At 41.5% G+C, this 15,501-nt stretch carries 12 protein-coding genes; 4 read left to right on the top strand and 8 right to left on the bottom strand.

Annotated elements, in window-relative coordinates; all coding sequences use genetic code 11:
* Window positions 1–273: 273 nt before the first annotated feature.
* The 5 genes from CMAQ_RS00820 to CMAQ_RS00840 all read right to left on the bottom strand — a co-directional run bounded on the left by CMAQ_RS00820 (window position 274) and on the right by CMAQ_RS00840 (window position 6,248).
* Window positions 274–588: a 50S ribosomal protein L14e gene (locus CMAQ_RS00820; protein WP_012185227.1), complete on the bottom strand. Its 315-nt coding sequence runs from the start codon at window positions 586–588 to the stop codon at window positions 274–276.
* A 134-nt stretch (window positions 589–722) separates the two neighbouring features.
* Entirely contained in the window at window positions 723–1,502 is a 780-nt protein-coding gene (locus CMAQ_RS00825) for an HAD family hydrolase (RefSeq protein WP_012185228.1), read from the bottom strand.
* A gap of 23 nt (window positions 1,503–1,525) precedes the next feature.
* Window positions 1,526–2,749 (bottom strand): TiaS agmantine-binding domain-containing protein, encoded by a 1,224-nt coding sequence (locus CMAQ_RS00830; RefSeq protein ID WP_012185229.1) that lies wholly within the window; start codon window positions 2,747–2,749, stop codon window positions 1,526–1,528.
* A gap of 82 nt (window positions 2,750–2,831) precedes the next feature.
* Complete coding sequence (locus CMAQ_RS00835; RefSeq protein WP_198002081.1) at window positions 2,832–5,555, bottom strand: MMPL family transporter; 2,724 nt, start codon at window positions 5,553–5,555, stop codon at window positions 2,832–2,834.
* A gap of 108 nt (window positions 5,556–5,663) precedes the next feature.
* A complete protein-coding gene (locus CMAQ_RS00840) occupies window positions 5,664–6,248 on the bottom strand; it encodes a hypothetical protein (protein WP_012185231.1) in 585 nt (194 codons plus the stop codon).
* A 364-nt stretch (window positions 6,249–6,612) separates the two neighbouring features.
* Between CMAQ_RS00840 and CMAQ_RS00845 the strand changes: the two genes are divergently transcribed.
* Together CMAQ_RS00845 and CMAQ_RS00850 are read left to right on the top strand one after the other, a co-directional pair.
* Entirely contained in the window at window positions 6,613–8,031 is a 1,419-nt protein-coding gene (locus CMAQ_RS00845) for a hypothetical protein (protein WP_048062582.1), read from the top strand.
* Between the two features lie 102 nt (window positions 8,032–8,133).
* Window positions 8,134–8,319 carry a 50S ribosomal protein L37e gene (locus CMAQ_RS00850; protein WP_012185233.1) on the top strand — a complete coding sequence of 62 codons (186 nt, stop codon included), beginning with the start codon at window positions 8,134–8,136 and terminating at the stop codon, window positions 8,317–8,319.
* 1 nt (window position 8,320) lies between these two features.
* Here the strand turns inward: CMAQ_RS00850 and map are convergent, their stop codons facing one another.
* Together map and CMAQ_RS00860 are read right to left on the bottom strand one after the other, a co-directional pair.
* Complete coding sequence (map, locus tag CMAQ_RS00855; protein ID WP_012185234.1) at window positions 8,321–9,235, bottom strand: type II methionyl aminopeptidase; 915 nt, start codon at window positions 9,233–9,235, stop codon at window positions 8,321–8,323.
* A gap of 52 nt (window positions 9,236–9,287) precedes the next feature.
* Window positions 9,288–11,708, bottom strand: a complete 2,421-nt coding sequence (locus CMAQ_RS00860; RefSeq protein WP_012185235.1) for a valine--tRNA ligase — start codon at window positions 11,706–11,708, stop codon at window positions 9,288–9,290.
* A 321-nt stretch (window positions 11,709–12,029) separates the two neighbouring features.
* Between CMAQ_RS00860 and rrp41 the strand changes: the two genes are divergently transcribed.
* Complete coding sequence (gene rrp41, locus CMAQ_RS00865) at window positions 12,030–12,758, top strand: exosome complex exonuclease Rrp41 (RefSeq protein ID WP_012185236.1); 729 nt, start codon at window positions 12,030–12,032, stop codon at window positions 12,756–12,758.
* Window positions 12,755–13,594, top strand: coding sequence for an exosome complex protein Rrp42 (rrp42, locus tag CMAQ_RS00870; RefSeq protein ID WP_012185237.1), 840 nt, complete (start codon window positions 12,755–12,757; stop codon window positions 13,592–13,594). The genes rrp41 and rrp42 overlap by 4 nt, the downstream gene beginning before the upstream one ends.
* A gap of 20 nt (window positions 13,595–13,614) precedes the next feature.
* Here the strand turns inward: rrp42 and dnaG are convergent, their stop codons facing one another.
* Window positions 13,615–14,973: a DNA primase DnaG gene (dnaG, locus tag CMAQ_RS00875; RefSeq protein WP_012185238.1), complete on the bottom strand. Its 1,359-nt coding sequence runs from the start codon at window positions 14,971–14,973 to the stop codon at window positions 13,615–13,617.
* Between the last annotated feature and the right edge of the window lie 528 nt (window positions 14,974–15,501).

Raw genomic sequence — 15,501 nt, forward strand, 5'->3', positions numbered from 1 at the left:
TATGCAGAATATTTGCACCTCACTTTTAAACTACCCAAACCTAAAGGGGCGAGACTTGCCGTTTATTTTTTGTCAATAGCTTTACATGGATTTAAACAGTGCCTTAAGTATAATGGGGAAGGCTGATGGAAAGTAATAACAATAATGAAGAAGCCATCAATGTCTCATGATTAAGCATCACCAATAAGAGGCGTAACCTCCAAGACCTTAGGGAAACTGCTAATTCAGGATTAGGAAGAGGTTAGTACTTACCGGTGGGTTTTAAGTAATCATTCACTTAGTTACCTTAACTGTAGGTACCATGAATAGCTTGGGTTGAACACCCTTCTTCATAATGTCAACGAGCCCAGCTGCCTCAATGGCCTTGGTCACCTCCTCATCTGAAGCACCCTTACTTATCTCAACTCTGTACTCTGTTGGTTCGAGGTGTTTAACATTGGTTCTCCTCCTCTTAACACCAGTTAGGTTCTTGGGTCCAGTAACAATGACGAATCTCTCATCCACTATATCAACTACAACGCACATTTTCCCTGCCTCCTTACCCGCCAGCTTAACGCATACTCTCCCAACATCAAAAACCTTAGGCATGATTAAGCCCTAGAGACAGGCCTTAAAATGCTTTATGGTATTTAAACCACTTAAGTTAACCTTAATCCCCGCTGGTTAAGGCGCAGTATTGGATCAAGTATAGTGAACCAATGAATACCGCTGATCCCCTTCATTTAACGGCATTTAGTCAAAGTATCTGTTAGCGTGAGGACGTCCTTTGTTCTTCTTATTATATATGCCTTACATTTAATGGCCTCATAGGGGCTGGAGTTAACTGGAGTATACACGCCGCCTGGGTCGTAGAGAACCCCCACTATACCGTACATTAATGCTCCAACGAAATCCTCCTGCAGATTATCACCCACGTGCGCAACTACGTCAGGCACCCTATCACCGATCAGGGAGTTTATGAGTGTTTCAAATATTATTGGGTGTGGTTTTGGGTAACCCACCTCATCTGAGAAGACTGCGTAATCTATGAATCTCCATAAGCCAAACCTAGTTAAGAGTGCCCTAGATACTCTACCGGGCCAGAATATGACGTTTGAAACTATGCCCACTAACCAATCCTCCTCCTTAAGGATGCTGAACACCTCCTCAACACCCTCAATGACTTTAATGTTCTGTGAATTAACCACGGTGTCCGCTATAACGTTTTGAACATCATTAACAAGCCTATTTGAGAACGGTATACCATATCTCTGCCCAATCCTCTTAACCAACCTCCTAGTGTTCTCGGCGGGTGGGGTGTATAGTAGGTTCATGATCCTGTTAACCCTAACCTCCCTCTCCATTAACCTATAGTAATCAGTAACCACGCTTGAATCCACAGAGTAACCCACCTCCCTATAGTACTTACTTATCGCCTCCCCAATCTCCTTAATCAACGCATCCCCATACTCAAGCACCGTCTGATACACATCAAATGTTATCACCCTTGTTTCCTCAGCCACAGTTAACCCTCAATGGGTAGTTTTTAAATTATCCATAAGGAAGGCCTATTAAACACATTAACTAAACCCTCAAGGCCTATTCTAGCAGTGGGCTTATGAAGGTGCCTAACCTCAGCCTCCCTTGGCTCCTCCAGGGTAAACTCACTGGTGTAGTTCATTAGCCTAGGTAACCCGGTAATTAATCCGCATTTAGGGCATTTAAGTAACCCAACCCTACCTGTGGATTCAAGGTTACTACCACACCTTGGGCATCTTGGATTCTTAACAATATTATTAAGCATTAATGCAACACCACCCTCCATGTATAAGTCTAGACTATTCACTCCTGGTTTAAATCCACCGTAGGCTATTAGGTAAGTGGCCTTATCAATGCTCTTAAACCCATAGTGCCTATATGAGAAGACATGTGTTGAATTAACCCTGATCTCAATGTTACCACCCTGCACTAGCCTCACTTCATTTACTGAACCCTCAACGTAACCAGTGGTGTATGGTTTATTCATGATGCTGTTAAGATGATGGCCAGTGGCTTGGTTTGTTAAGTAGATTAACCACCTTGGCTCAACATCCACTTCATTAATAAGCATTGATGCGAAGTGAATAATGTGGTATGGTGAATCACCCCTAATCCCAAATATCACTGGGTCGTTTCCATGAGGCTGTATTAAAACATAGTCACCGCTCACGTTCTCGAAGGTTAATGGAGTTGTTGAATCATTCAGCTTCTTAACAAGATCAATGGGTATGCTCGGCTTTGGGGTTGATTCACTGTAGGCCAGTAGCTCTAGGGTTGAGTCTTGGCTTAAGTCAGCCATTACTGAGGCTAAGGCTCCAATAACCCCTCTACCACCCCTGTAAATTACACCTAGCTTACTCATCCATTTAACCGCTGCATTAAGGGGAATTACATCACTTAAGGCCTTCCAATATATCCAATGCTCATTATTACTTATTGAAACCACTATGCCTGGGCTAGTTTTACCAATCTTATGTGAGTACGCATCCACAGCCCACTCAGCTAGCTCTAATGCTTCCCTTGGATCATCAACATTAAGGCCTACTGAAACCGCAGCGTTCCCCCTAGTCTTAAAGGGTACGTTTGGGTTAAGCCTAATTAACCGGGGGTATGTGATTATTCTCCATTCACCCTTAGTTTTAAGGAACTCCTTAAGCATATTATACATTACATACGTTGTGCATCCCTTATCATATGTGTCAGTGTCATCAATCCCAACCCAAGTAATCATTAATCAACTACCAGTGGTTCATTTAGGGTACTTAATTATTAACTTAACGTGGCTAATGAATTAAATGCGCGTTAATGCAGGATTATTGAACTGGTATTACTGCCCTTTGATCACTGCTTATCCTTGATGGCCACCAATTATACTTACCCGCTAGAACCATTATTGCAGGCATTACAGCTGGCCTTATTAGGAATGCGTCCATTAAGACACTTAAACCAACCGTGAACCCTATTTCCCTAAGTATATATAGTTGCGAAACCATGAGGCTCATGAAGGCTATCGCCAACACTAAGGCTGCCCCAGTAACTATTGGGCCAGTATTCTCAATAGCAGTCAATATTGCCTCCGGGTCACTCTTACCCTTAATAACCTCCTCCCTAACCCTCGTTACTATGAATATGTCGTAATCAGTGCCGACGCTTGTAAGGAGCGCGAAGAGTATTATCGGCAGTAGCCAGTAGGTCTCAACTCCAAGTAGCTTATAGAATATTAATTGACTTACTGCAAGTGACCAGGAGATGCTAATCATTACCGTGGCCAGTAGCCTTAAGGGAACCACCAGGCTCCTTAAGGCTAGGGAGAGCAGTAGTATGTTTAATGCTATTATCAGTATACTTATCTTATAGTAGAATTGATCCTCAAAAACCTTAACGAAGTAGTACTTATTTGCAGCATCACCACCAACAATTACCTTAACACCGTATTCACTAGCTACCTGGTTCGCTAGGCTTGTGAGCCTCACGTAAACTGGTATCAACTTGTCTGAGAGGGCATTGTAGCTTGTGGTTACCTTAAGTATGGCGATTGATGATGAATTATAAGCCAAGTTAACGCTCATGGTGAAGTTGAGGGAACTAATGGCGTTTTCCAATGATTGTAAGGCTTCAGCATTATTAGGTTCAAGGATCACGTATTGCGTTGATTTAACGTAATTAGGGAAGTAATGCTGCAGGATCCTGTATGCGTAAACTGACTTAACGTTAGGCATCAGTAGGAGGGGGTTCGAGGTAACTGGGTTCCTAATAATGAAGAGAACCGAGAGGACAGTAGGTATTAGGGCAATTGCAATGATTAACCAAGGTCTCCTCAGTGAGAACCTGGTTAATTTAATAATTACCCTTGTGCTTAATTCCCTCGTAGATGATTTAAGGCCCATTGGCCATAGAATCCTATCATTCATTAACGTTATTAATGATGGTAAAACCACTGTTGTTGCAAGTATGACGAAGGCGACCGTAACTATGTATGATAAGCCAATTACTTGAATATACTGGTAATTGGAGACTACGAATGAGCCTAAGCCAGCTGCTACAACGCTACCTGAGGTTAGTATGGTTGGTATCGTGAAACGCATTATAGTCTCTAAGGCCTGTGACGTATTGAAACCTTTTCTCCTCTCCTCTAGGTATCTTCCAATAACAAGTAGGCTGTAGTCAACCCCAATGCCGAAAACTATGGGTGATATCATGTAGACTGTTAGGTAGTATACCGTTAACCCCATTTTACCAAGGAAGTAAACGACCCCAAGTACCGCACCGTAGGATAGGATGAGCATTATTAATATGATTATAGGCGCCACTAATGTACCTAATACGAAGAGTAGCATTAATAGTACTGAGGCGCCACTGACTTCATCAATCATCGGCACATCCTTCTCTATTATTTCCGATAATTGACTTAGAACTATGTTGGTTGAGAATGGGTAAACATAATCATAATTAGTGAATAAGTTATTAATCTCTAAATCATTAGTGGAGTTAACTATAACCAAGGCATATCCATTTGAGTATAGTGAACCATTGGTAATGTTATTTGCATAAGAGTAGGCTGGCTTCTTGTATATTGATGAGACCACGAAGCTTAATGATGAGTTAAGCTCACTAATTGTCGTGTTTACCTGAGACTCATTGGTGCACGCTAATTGAATTAGGTATGGTTTAAGCAGTGGTGGTGTTGAGTTAATGAACCATGAAGCCACTAACTTAGCGGTAAGGGTTCTTGGGGGATTAGGACCCAGGGCAATCATGGGTAAAGCCAGTGGATTACTCTTAGTTAAATTCCTCAATATTGGTACATAGGTATTATTTATCTTAATCAGCGTTGAGTAGTATGATGATGAGAGAGACTCCTTAATCAAGCTTATGTTTAAGCCGTAAATAGGCAGGCTACCCACTGAGTCGTTCAATGACTTAATGAAGTATAGTAAGTATGGCTTAAGCCAACTTGAGTAATTACCATTATTAAGTAGGCTTTGCCCGGTCTCATTTATAACCTGCCATACTGAGTATGAGTAATCCACGGTGGATAAGTTTGTGAAGAAGGCCTTCATGAATAATGTGAAGAAGCCGCTGAATTCCCTTATTGTTAATGTGTAATTATTAAGTGTGGAGTAGTATTCATTACTAATACTATACAGTTCACTGCATAATAATGATTCATTAGCGTAAATTCCTCGTATAATACCGGTGTAGTTGCTTAAATACTCCTTCACTGTCTCATTGGTAATGGCGTAGTAACGGTTGATAACTTTATCATAAATACTGTTTAAATCATAGTAAGTTAAGTTAAGAGACCTTAATTCATCATCAATAGTGCTGAGTACGTAACGTGAATTATTAATATTACCTACGTAAACCGGTATCACAACTAAGCCTACTTGGTTCCCTAAATACCTATTAACTATACTGGAGGCTAATGACGCCTCCGTCCAAGGTGGAAGCACCTTACTATCACTGTAAACCAGTATCTTAAATGCGGATGGAGCATAGGGAGCTAGAGCTAGTATGAGCGTAATCCAAGCCGTCACAATCACTACGCTTAATGCAATTCTATGAGTATTGAAACACCAGCGCTTGTAATGCATCGCTAATAAATAGTTTTCCCTCATCTTACGTTAATTCCTGGTTAATGATTCTTAATTTAAGCCATGATTCAATTGAACCATTGATACTGCCTTAGCAATCTCAATTAATCCCCTTAATGAGTAGTATAGTGTTCTTCCACAAACCGCAATCACGTATGTACCACAGGGGTACGTTGACTTAATTCTTGATGCCAGTTCAAGACTAAACTTTTCAATTGTTAGATCCGTTAAAGGTATGTCCACACTAGTGCAGTTCACATGCATTATTAAGACAGCATCACCACCATTCTTCACACCAATATCCCTTAACTCAATAATACTGATCCCACTTGACCACTTCACTAATCCACCCATAACACAGTAATTGTATTTCCTTCCAAATACTGGTGTCAAGTCTACTTCCTGAATATTAACTATACCGTAGCCACTGAGTGATTTATTTAATTCCCTAACCCCATCGTTGGTTAATATTGAACCGGATCTTGAAGTTTGTATTAACCCGGATTCCTTAAGTTCCCTTAACCTATCCTTAATTACACCTTCCCCTATTCCAAGTAAATCAACTAAGTGATACCTGCCCATTCTACCCCTTAACCTTAATGTAAGCATTATTATTAATGAATCCTCGGTATCCATGGGTGGTTATTCTTTACTGGTTTAAAGATTTTTTCGCAATATACGTATAATTAGCTTAAACTAGGTATAAACCTATTCCACTTACATTATAAAGCATAATTAACTATTAGATAGGTAAATTAATGAAGGTATAATTACCTACTGTGATACTTGAGCTTCAGCATATTTAAACATATACACCAGATAAGGGACTATTAATGATGAGGAAAGGCTTTTACAATTCAGTTTATGTACCTTAGCTACGAGAATTAGAGTACTGATTAAGTTACTTAGTCTATACGCAAGGGAGAGATATAGTAAGTGGAGTATGATAATTATGTATACCTCAGCTATCTTAATGCTAATGCTCCTTATACTACCTCTCATGTTTATTATTCGTGATGAATCAATTAGGATGCTTCAAACTGCTGCGGAATCGTATCCAATTTACGTGTCACTATTTCTTTCGATAATGCTTACTGTTAATGCATTATCAAGGAGGTTTATAAGTAGGATTGTTATTCATGATCCTGGTTCACAGCCATTATCAGCATTATTAACTAGAACTGAGATTGACTTCATATTATCCAGTCCCTTTAACATTAATGCATTAATAGCCATTAAGTTAACTATTGATTATATCATACCCTATGCACTTATTATTACATTTGGCTCATTGCTCTCCCTATTATTAACGCTAATGAGTATTCATAATGCATTAATGTTAATTACGTACGTTATCATATATGTAGTTAACGTAGTATTGTTATCCACCTTACTAGGTTTATTTAATTTAATAATACCAAGAACTAATAATCACTACATTGATGTGACAATACCCGCTGTTACTTCAGCATACTTACTTGCCTCATCATTAATTAACCCAAGCCTAAACCCATTACTCAACATGAGCAATATTACCCTAACCCCCATACTGCTGGCTGCAATTGCACTCACATCAATACCCATCCTAAGTTTAACCAAGTTAATGTACATTGATGCATACGGTCTTTTAACGCAACCTAAGAGTAAGTTAAGTAAAGCCAGTGATTCATTTCCCCTTAATTCCTCAATATTCAGGATTATACTTAATACTTCAGTTAAGCAAGGCTTCAAGATAGCATTATCAGCATCAATAGTAACGTTCGTAACCTTAACTATCATTACATTAACCTTAACCACCCGCATAATGAGAGGCCTTGAATTCCTAGTTTACCTACTTGGCTTCCTTATAGCATACATACATACATCAATACTCGGTGGCACGTTGGCTCAGGAGAGGCCTTGGATTAACTTCATGGCTATGGATGGGTTAACTTACGTTAGGCTTAGGATGCTTTCAAGGCTAATAGTAACCTACGCATTATTAACACCCATTATAGCTTACTTACTGGTATTATTCCTGGTTACTGAATCACCATTAGTACTTCTTGAAGCATTCTCAATAATCTCCATGCCGCCGTTAACCGTACCCACTTCATGGATAATAATGGCTGAGGCTAAACTACCTCAATCAAGGGGTTTAATTGAGGATAGTCTACACAGGAGTAGCGTTAAGGTTCTGATTCTACTTGGTCTAATGTATGGTTTAGCTGGGTTATTCCTACTACCACTGGCTATGGAGAACATAATGATTACCACAGGTTTAATACCGGTTAATGAGGTTTCTAGATTCACCTTAAGCATTGGTTTAATTGAATTAGCGGCATCAGTCCTATACTATCTACTCATCATGTATAGTGGCTTCTCAGGGCGTGTTTGGCGTTGGTTTATTAGTAAGCTTGCTGAGAATGGTTACGTTTAGTTCAGTTAACTCTAACCACATCAATAATCAGCCATGCCAGGTTTCATCAATCACCTAGATTACAACGTAAACCTTTAAAACACTTACCTGAAGGTTAAGTCAATGACTAAGGGTACTCCATCATTTGGTAGGATGAGTAGGGGTAAGACGCATATCAGATGCCCTAGGTGCGGTAGACACTCCTACAATATTGTTAAAGGCTACTGCGCTGCCTGTGGTTACGGTAGATCAAGGAGGATTAAGCGTGGTTTAGCTAAGGTTCTTGGAAGGCCAGTGGGTAATAGGTAGTTTAGTTAATTAACTCAAGAACTTTGGCTAAGGGTTCTACACCATCTTGGGTCACTATTACCGTGTCCTCGAATTGAGCCACAAAACCATTACCACTCTCCATTAATACATTGTACCCATATAAGGCACCCCTTCTAGTAAGCTCATTAATAATGCTCATTGTCTTATCCTTAAATTCCTCAACCAACCACCTAGGGGTGAAGGGGAGTTGGTTAAAGTTCCTTGAAATGTAGTTTAATGCTGAATTAGCCTCCTCGGTAAGCTTCTTAACATTAGTCTTCAACAGCATGTATATTGTTACCTCAGGGGCATCAGTAACTATACCTCTACCATTGGTTGCGAAGGGTTCTATGGCGTATACTTCACCATTAAGCATCTTAACCCTACTACCATCATCGTAATTAGGCACTGACTTACCTGCATGCAACCTGTACCTACTTATTAAGTGGCCTGTTAGGTTTCTAATGGGCTTGAAGCCGAAGCTACTAATGGTCTTATCCACAATAGCCCCAATCCTACTTAACTCAACACCAGCCTTAGCTGTATCAAGGGCATTCCTGAGGGCTGTCCAGGCAGCCTTAGTTAGCATTGAGTAGGCATTATTGAAGTATACTGTGACAGCTGAGTCAACGATGTATCCATCAATGTGGGCTCCCACATCTATCTTAACCACTGAGTTAGGTGGTATTACCGCTTCATCACCTATCTTAGCAGTGTAGTGGGCTGCAACATTATTAACATCAATGTTAGCTGGGAAGGCTGGTAAGGCACCACTATCCCTAATTTCACCCTCAATCATATTACATAACTCCAGTATACTCATACCTGGGTGAACCTTATCAATGGTGTGTTTAAGCACCTTGTGAATAATGTCACCAGCCTGCCTATACTTTCTTAAGGCATCTTCACTCAGCATAATGAGCTTAAGTTCACGTATTTAATATACTTAACCCGCTTCACTATTCTAATTATGTTGAGGCTTGATTCTTAACCATGAGTATGTAAACACCCTCACCAATACTCACCGCCTCAGGTGGGGGTTTAGTGAAACTGAAGCTTACCTTATGCATTGCCTCAAGCTCCTTCCTTAATGGTTCAAGGTCGGGTTGAGCGTAGACAACTGCATTCAGCTTCTCGGCTAGGCTTATCCTCATCTTATTCTTATAACCCCATATTGCACTGTTAACATTCATGAATAACCTAAGTACCTTGCCCATTGGCTCATCGTAAGGCTCAGGGTCACTTATGGTCTCCCTATGGACACTTCCACCGTGAATACCCCTCCAAATGGCGTCGGCGACGAATGGCATTATTGGGGCAAGCATCTTAATTGAGTAATCCAAAACCCTATGTAGCGTGAACCACGCCCCCCTCTGCTCAGTTACTGTGAAGGAGCCGTCGCGGTTATATGCCCTTGACTTAACAGCCTCAATGTAGTGGTCTGCGAAGACATGCCACAGGAATTCATACACCACGGTGGCTGGTTCATAGGTATCCAGGTTGCTTAATCCATTTATGTAAATCCTAGTAACCCTATTTAGTTCATTTAATATTAACTTATCCAGTAGTGTTAATTCATAGTTATCATTAACCTCCGGGAATTGGGAGATGAACCTGGCTATGTTCCATAACTTAGTGACGAAGTCCCTGCCAGTCTTAACAATGTGTTCACTGTACCTATAATCATAACCAAGCCTACCGGCAACAGCAGCCCAGAATCTAACGGCGTCGGCGCCGTACTTTTCAGCTGGGGCTAGGGAATCTATTACATTACCCTTAGACTTATGCATTGCTTCACCCTTCTCATCAAGCCCCATGCCATTAATCCTAACGTACTTAAACGGTGGTTTACCGAACAGTAGTAATGATCTTAACACTGAGTAGTATAGCCAACTCCTTATTATCTCATAGCCCTGGGGCCTAATTATCTTATTTGGGTGAGCAACCTTGAACAGTGACTTATCCCTAGTGTACCCTGAGGCATACATCCATGATATTGATGAGTCGAACCAAGTATCCAGTATTCTATCATCACCTATTAATTTACCATCCCTACACTTCTCCTTAACCTCCTCAGGTGGTTCATCAGCCCACGGCCTATAGTACTTACCTGGGTTAGGTAGTATTGGCTTAGCGTTGCCGTTTGAGTCAACACAATACCATATCGGTATCTCGGTTCCATAATACCTCCTCCTGCTTATTGGCCAGTCGAATTCAAGTGAATTAACCCAATCAATAAGTGTCCTCTTGTATTCAGGCGGTATGAAGGTCATCTCATCAATAACCTTAAGGAGCTCGCCCTTAAACTCAAGTTGCTTAACGAAGTACTCCCTAGTAACTATTATCTCAATCGGTGTCTTGCAACGCCAGCAAACGGGCACTGTGTGCTTAAGGGGTTCCCTCTTAACCAGTAAGCCTGCTGTCTCAAGATCCTTAATAATTCTTTCCCTAGCCTCCCTTATACTCAATCCATCGTATCTACCAGTCCCCTTTAATTTACCATCCTGGGTGACGACTATTCTAGTCGGTAATCTAAGTTCATTAACTATGGCTAAATCCCTAGTGTCACCGAAGGTGCTTATCATCTCCACCCCGGTCCCGAACTCAACCTTAACTGATTGATGAGGTATTATTGGAACCTCCTGGTTAAATAATGGAACCACAGCATGCATTCCCTTTAACCTAACGTACCTATCGTCACTTGGATTATAGGCTACTGCCACCGTGGCTGCAAGTAATTCAGGTCTTGTTGTCGCTATGATTAAGTCCTCGCCTGTTTCCTTAACCTTAAATTTAATGTAATTTAAGTGAGTATCCTCCTCACGATACTCAACCTCAGGTTCAGCTAAGGCTGTACCACACCTAGGGCACCATATTGTTGGTCTCTCAGTCTCGTAGATTAACCCCTTATTCCACATTTCTATGAATGTTGATTGAGTCATTGTCCTGTACTCAACGCTATCAGTCCCATTGGGTATGTATTCAGCCGATATGCCCCATCTCCTAAGCACCTTAACCCACTCCCTCTCATACTCATCCAACTGCTCCCTGCATAGCTTCAGGAAATCAGCCCTAGGTATGTCCTGCATCCTCTTACCAAGCCTCTTCTCAACCTCAACCTCCACTGGTAATCCATTCCTATCCGCATACCATGGAAACACTACGAAATACCCCCTCATTCTATGGAACCTAGCTATCATATCCATTTGAGCATAGGTTGCGAATTGACCTATATGGGGCCTACCACTCATGTATGGTGGTGGAGTATCTATTACTATTATCTTCTCACCGTAATTCCCCTTACCATTAACACCCTCTTTAGCCCAAATTTCAAGTAACTCAAGCTCCTTCTTCACATCCCATGACTTCTCCTTAAGTTTAGGCTCCATACCAATAATAATCCCCACATCTAGTGCCTAGGTTTAATTTTAAGCTTTACGTTAAGACCATTAAGCACAGTACCCTCAGGTTACTATAATGTAGGCTTCATGGGAATAATTTCCTTCAAATCAGTTTAGAAGCATGAATATTAATTACCTATAACCAGTAAAGATGACTTAGATCCTAGGCATAATCATGATGTTATGATACTGCATTAACCTCAATTAAATTACACGTAATTCACCTGGAGCCACTGCTCTCTTAGGTTAATGGCGTTGCTTAATTAATCCTTAAAAATGTTTAAATGCTAGTCAAAGAGTGGTTTCAAGATGGCGAAGCAGTCACCCATACCTTTGCTAACTGATGGTAAGAGGGTTGATGGTAGATTGCCTGAAGAACATAGACCAGTTACAATGCAGGTTGGTGTACTGCCTAATGCCAATGGTAGCGCCCTAGTGGCTTACGGTAACACTGTTGTTTTAGCCGCTGTGTATGGGCCTAGGGAACCAATACCAAGGTACATAACTGTACCGGATAAGGCCGTTGTCAGGGTTAGGTACCATATGGCTCCCTTCAGTACCGATGATAGGAAGAACCCGGCCCCAACTAGGAGGGAGATTGAGATTAGTAAGGTTGTTAAGCAGGCCCTTGAAACAGTGGTGTTTCTGGAGCAGTACCCTAAGTCAACTATTGATGTTTTCCTAGAGGTTCTTCAAGCTGATGGAAGCACTAGGGTTACTTCAATAACGGCAGCGTCCCTAGCCTTAGCTGATGCAGGCATACCAATGAGGGATCTTGTTGTTGGGGTATCTGTGGGTAAGATTAATGATACGGTTATTGTTGATTTAAATAAGCTTGAGGATAATTACGGAGACGGTGACTTACCCATAGCCATAGCGTATAGGAAGAATTGGGTACTCTTAATGCAGCTTGATGGGGTGTGGAAGCCCAGTGAGGTTAAGAGGGGTCTTGAATTAGCCTTTAAGGCCGCTGAAAACATTTATAGGAATATGAGGGAGGTTTTAAAGGGAAGATACATGGCGGTGATTCAACAATGAGCAGTTACCCATTTGAAATAATACCATCCCTCAGGAGGGATACCTTAAGGAGACTGATAAGCGAGGGTAAGAGACCTGATGACAGGCAGTTAATCAGTATGAGGGACTTAACCATAAGGGTTGGGGTTATTAAGACCGCTGACGGCAGCGCCCTAGTTAACCTAGGCAATACTAAGGTGATAGCAGGCATTAAGTTTGAGTTAGGTAAGCCATTTGAGGATACGCCTAATGAAGGTAACCTAATAGTGAACCTGGAGACCCCACCATTGGCTGCACCAACCTTTGAACCCGGTCCACCTGATGAGAACGCCATTGAGATCGCCAGGATCATTGATAGGGCGCTTAGGCACAGTAATTACATACCCTTAAGGGACTTAGTCATAATACCAGGTAAGTCTGTTTACTCAATGTGGGTGGACATATATGTCCTTAACCATGACGGTAACTTAATAGACTCCTCAATGCTAGCGGCTGTTTCAGCCATTGCCAATGCGCAGGTACCAAGGGCTATTATTGATGGTGAGAACGTTAAACTAGATAAGTCAACTAAGATACCGTTAAACATTAATCCCCAGAACATGCCGCTAACTGTAACATACTATAAGATTGACAAGTACCTAATAGTTGATCCAACCCTGGAGGAGGAGGTTATGAGTGATGGTAGATTCACCGTGGCTTCGGATGGTGAGAACATTGTTGCATTACAGAAGGGTGAGGGCTACTTCACACCTGAGGAGGTTGACTCAATGATGAATAATACGTTGAATATTGTAAGGGACCTTAAGGTTAAGGTACTTGAAATGGTTAAAACACCTGCTAATTCACTATTGTTTTAAATATTGGTTTTAAAATTAGGTTACTTATTAATAATATCATTGAACGTTAAAATAACCATATCAGACGGTACCTTAGCAATATTACCTATCCTAGTCATTATAAGCATCTTAATACCCTTACCAACTGCAGCATCAACAAGCCTCTGGGTGCCTACCCCGTCGAAAACAATGGCGTACGCATCGTTAACCTGCTGAAGGGTATCAAGCAGATCCCTAACTGGAACCCTCTTCAACACCGTCCAGTTCTTATCATATATTATAGCCTCCAGTGTACCTGATAGTTTATTAATCTCATCAACAACACTGGTGGGTAGTTGGGGAGTCTGCTGAGTGGATTGCTGCATGGTAGTTACTTGAACCTGACCCTGAGTTTGGGCAGGAACCTCAATGACCTGCGTCTGCTGCGTAACCTGGACCTGTTGAATAGGCTGCGTGGGTTGCGTTGATTCAGGCTGAGGCTGGGGGGATGTTGGTGCCGCTGATGGTTGGACTTGAGCCTGCTCAATCTGCTTCTTACTCTCCTCAATTATTTGCCTATCCTTCTTACTTAACTGGTTAATATACTCCTCAACAGGTATCTTATTCCTGAGGGCCTTGGCAATCTCCTTAGCCGTCAACTGCTCAACCTCCTTACCTGGTGGAGCCCTGGCTATGTAATCTATGTCAGCCACCTTAAGCAGCTCCCTTAATATCATTTCACCACCCCTATCACCATCAGTGAAGGCTATTGTAGTCTTCCTGCGGCTTAACTCAATAACAGTCTTAGGTATACCACCGCTAGCCCCCTCTATGGCTATTACATTCCTATAACCATGCTTAATTAAGTTAACTACATCAGCCCTACCCTCAACGATTATTACTGTATCAGAGGATTCTACATCAGGCCCAGCAGGTAAGCCCTCTGGACCATATGATACAACCTCACCCTGCTTAACCTCACCGAGGAACTTATCCATAAGCTCCTTAGTATCAGGTATGGTCTCCCTCTCAATGAGCTTAATCAACTCCTTAGCCCTATCTATTATTAATTTACGCTTCTCACTCCTCAAGTCCTTAATTGAATTAACCTGGAACTTGGCGTTATATGGACCAACCCTATCAACAGTCTCAAGCATTGCAGCTATTAAAGCAGTCTCATAGTGATCCAGGTTTGATGGCACGTAAACCTTACCCACCGTTTTATCACCCCTATGCTCAACCTCAACCTCAATCCTACCAATCCTACTGGTGTTTTGAAGCTCCCTTAAATCCAAGTCAGAGCCCAGTAGACCCTCTGTTTGACTGAATAAGGCACCTATTATGTCTGGTTTATCCACGGTGCCTTGTACCTCGAAGCCAAGTTCTATTAGGTACTTGGCTGATATTGTTAATGCACCCATTAACACCACCCAATAGCAACCACATGAGTAGCTACCTTATTAACGTTTCTAGTAATAATAAGATATTAGGTTCAATGACTAGTACATAGTAGTGCGTGAGGGGAGCAAAGGGGCCCCTCGACCCTTCATAGGCCTGGGTCCCAGGTCTCCAGGAGGAGTCCCCATTACTGATGCATGCTCATGTTTTTAAACCTATGCGCAAGTTTAAAATAACCCGTGAATTAAACAGTGCTGGTGATTAAGCGCGTTGGTCCTGAGGAGTGATGAGAGACGGACGGAATGAAGACTTAAAGTTAATATAAGCACCCTCAATAATTAACCTTAGACTTAACTCAATTAATGAGTACATGAGGCATGATGGTAACGGTGCAGGGATCCTAATTAAACAAGGATCTTTGAGAAAAACAATGTAGAAGCATTACCACGCTCAGTCTCTCGGTAAGGCTAACTTATTAACCGAGGGTTAATCATTCAGGTAACAGTAGTTGCATTAGTACTTGTATTTACCTTAGGCTTCTACTAATTCCT

The organism is Caldivirga maquilingensis IC-167 (assembly GCF_000018305.1).
Classification (GTDB): domain Archaea; phylum Thermoproteota; class Thermoprotei; order Thermoproteales; family Thermocladiaceae; genus Caldivirga; species Caldivirga maquilingensis.

What these genes read in the sequence shown, in the direction of transcription:
- CMAQ_RS00840 (WP_012185231.1), bottom strand. Translation starts at nt 6,248, where the DNA reads ATGGATACCGAGGATTCATTAATAATAATGCTTACATTAAGGTTAAGG.
- CMAQ_RS00860 (WP_012185235.1), bottom strand. Translation starts at nt 11,708, where the DNA reads ATGGAGCCTAAACTTAAGGAGAAGTCATGGGATGTGAAGAAGGAGCTT.
- CMAQ_RS00845 (WP_048062582.1), top strand. Translation starts at nt 6,613, where the DNA reads ATGTTTATTATTCGTGATGAATCAATTAGGATGCTTCAAACTGCTGCG.
- CMAQ_RS00820 (WP_012185227.1), bottom strand. Translation starts at nt 588, where the DNA reads ATGCCTAAGGTTTTTGATGTTGGGAGAGTATGCGTTAAGCTGGCGGGT.
- CMAQ_RS00830 (WP_012185229.1), bottom strand. Translation starts at nt 2,749, where the DNA reads ATGATTACTTGGGTTGGGATTGATGACACTGACACATATGATAAGGGA.
- dnaG (WP_012185238.1), bottom strand. Translation starts at nt 14,973, where the DNA reads ATGGGTGCATTAACAATATCAGCCAAGTACCTAATAGAACTTGGCTTC.
- CMAQ_RS00850 (WP_012185233.1), top strand. Translation starts at nt 8,134, where the DNA reads ATGACTAAGGGTACTCCATCATTTGGTAGGATGAGTAGGGGTAAGACG.
- rrp41 (WP_012185236.1), top strand. Translation starts at nt 12,030, where the DNA reads ATGGCGAAGCAGTCACCCATACCTTTGCTAACTGATGGTAAGAGGGTT.
- rrp42 (WP_012185237.1), top strand. Translation starts at nt 12,755, where the DNA reads ATGAGCAGTTACCCATTTGAAATAATACCATCCCTCAGGAGGGATACC.
- map (WP_012185234.1), bottom strand. Translation starts at nt 9,235, where the DNA reads ATGCTGAGTGAAGATGCCTTAAGAAAGTATAGGCAGGCTGGTGACATT.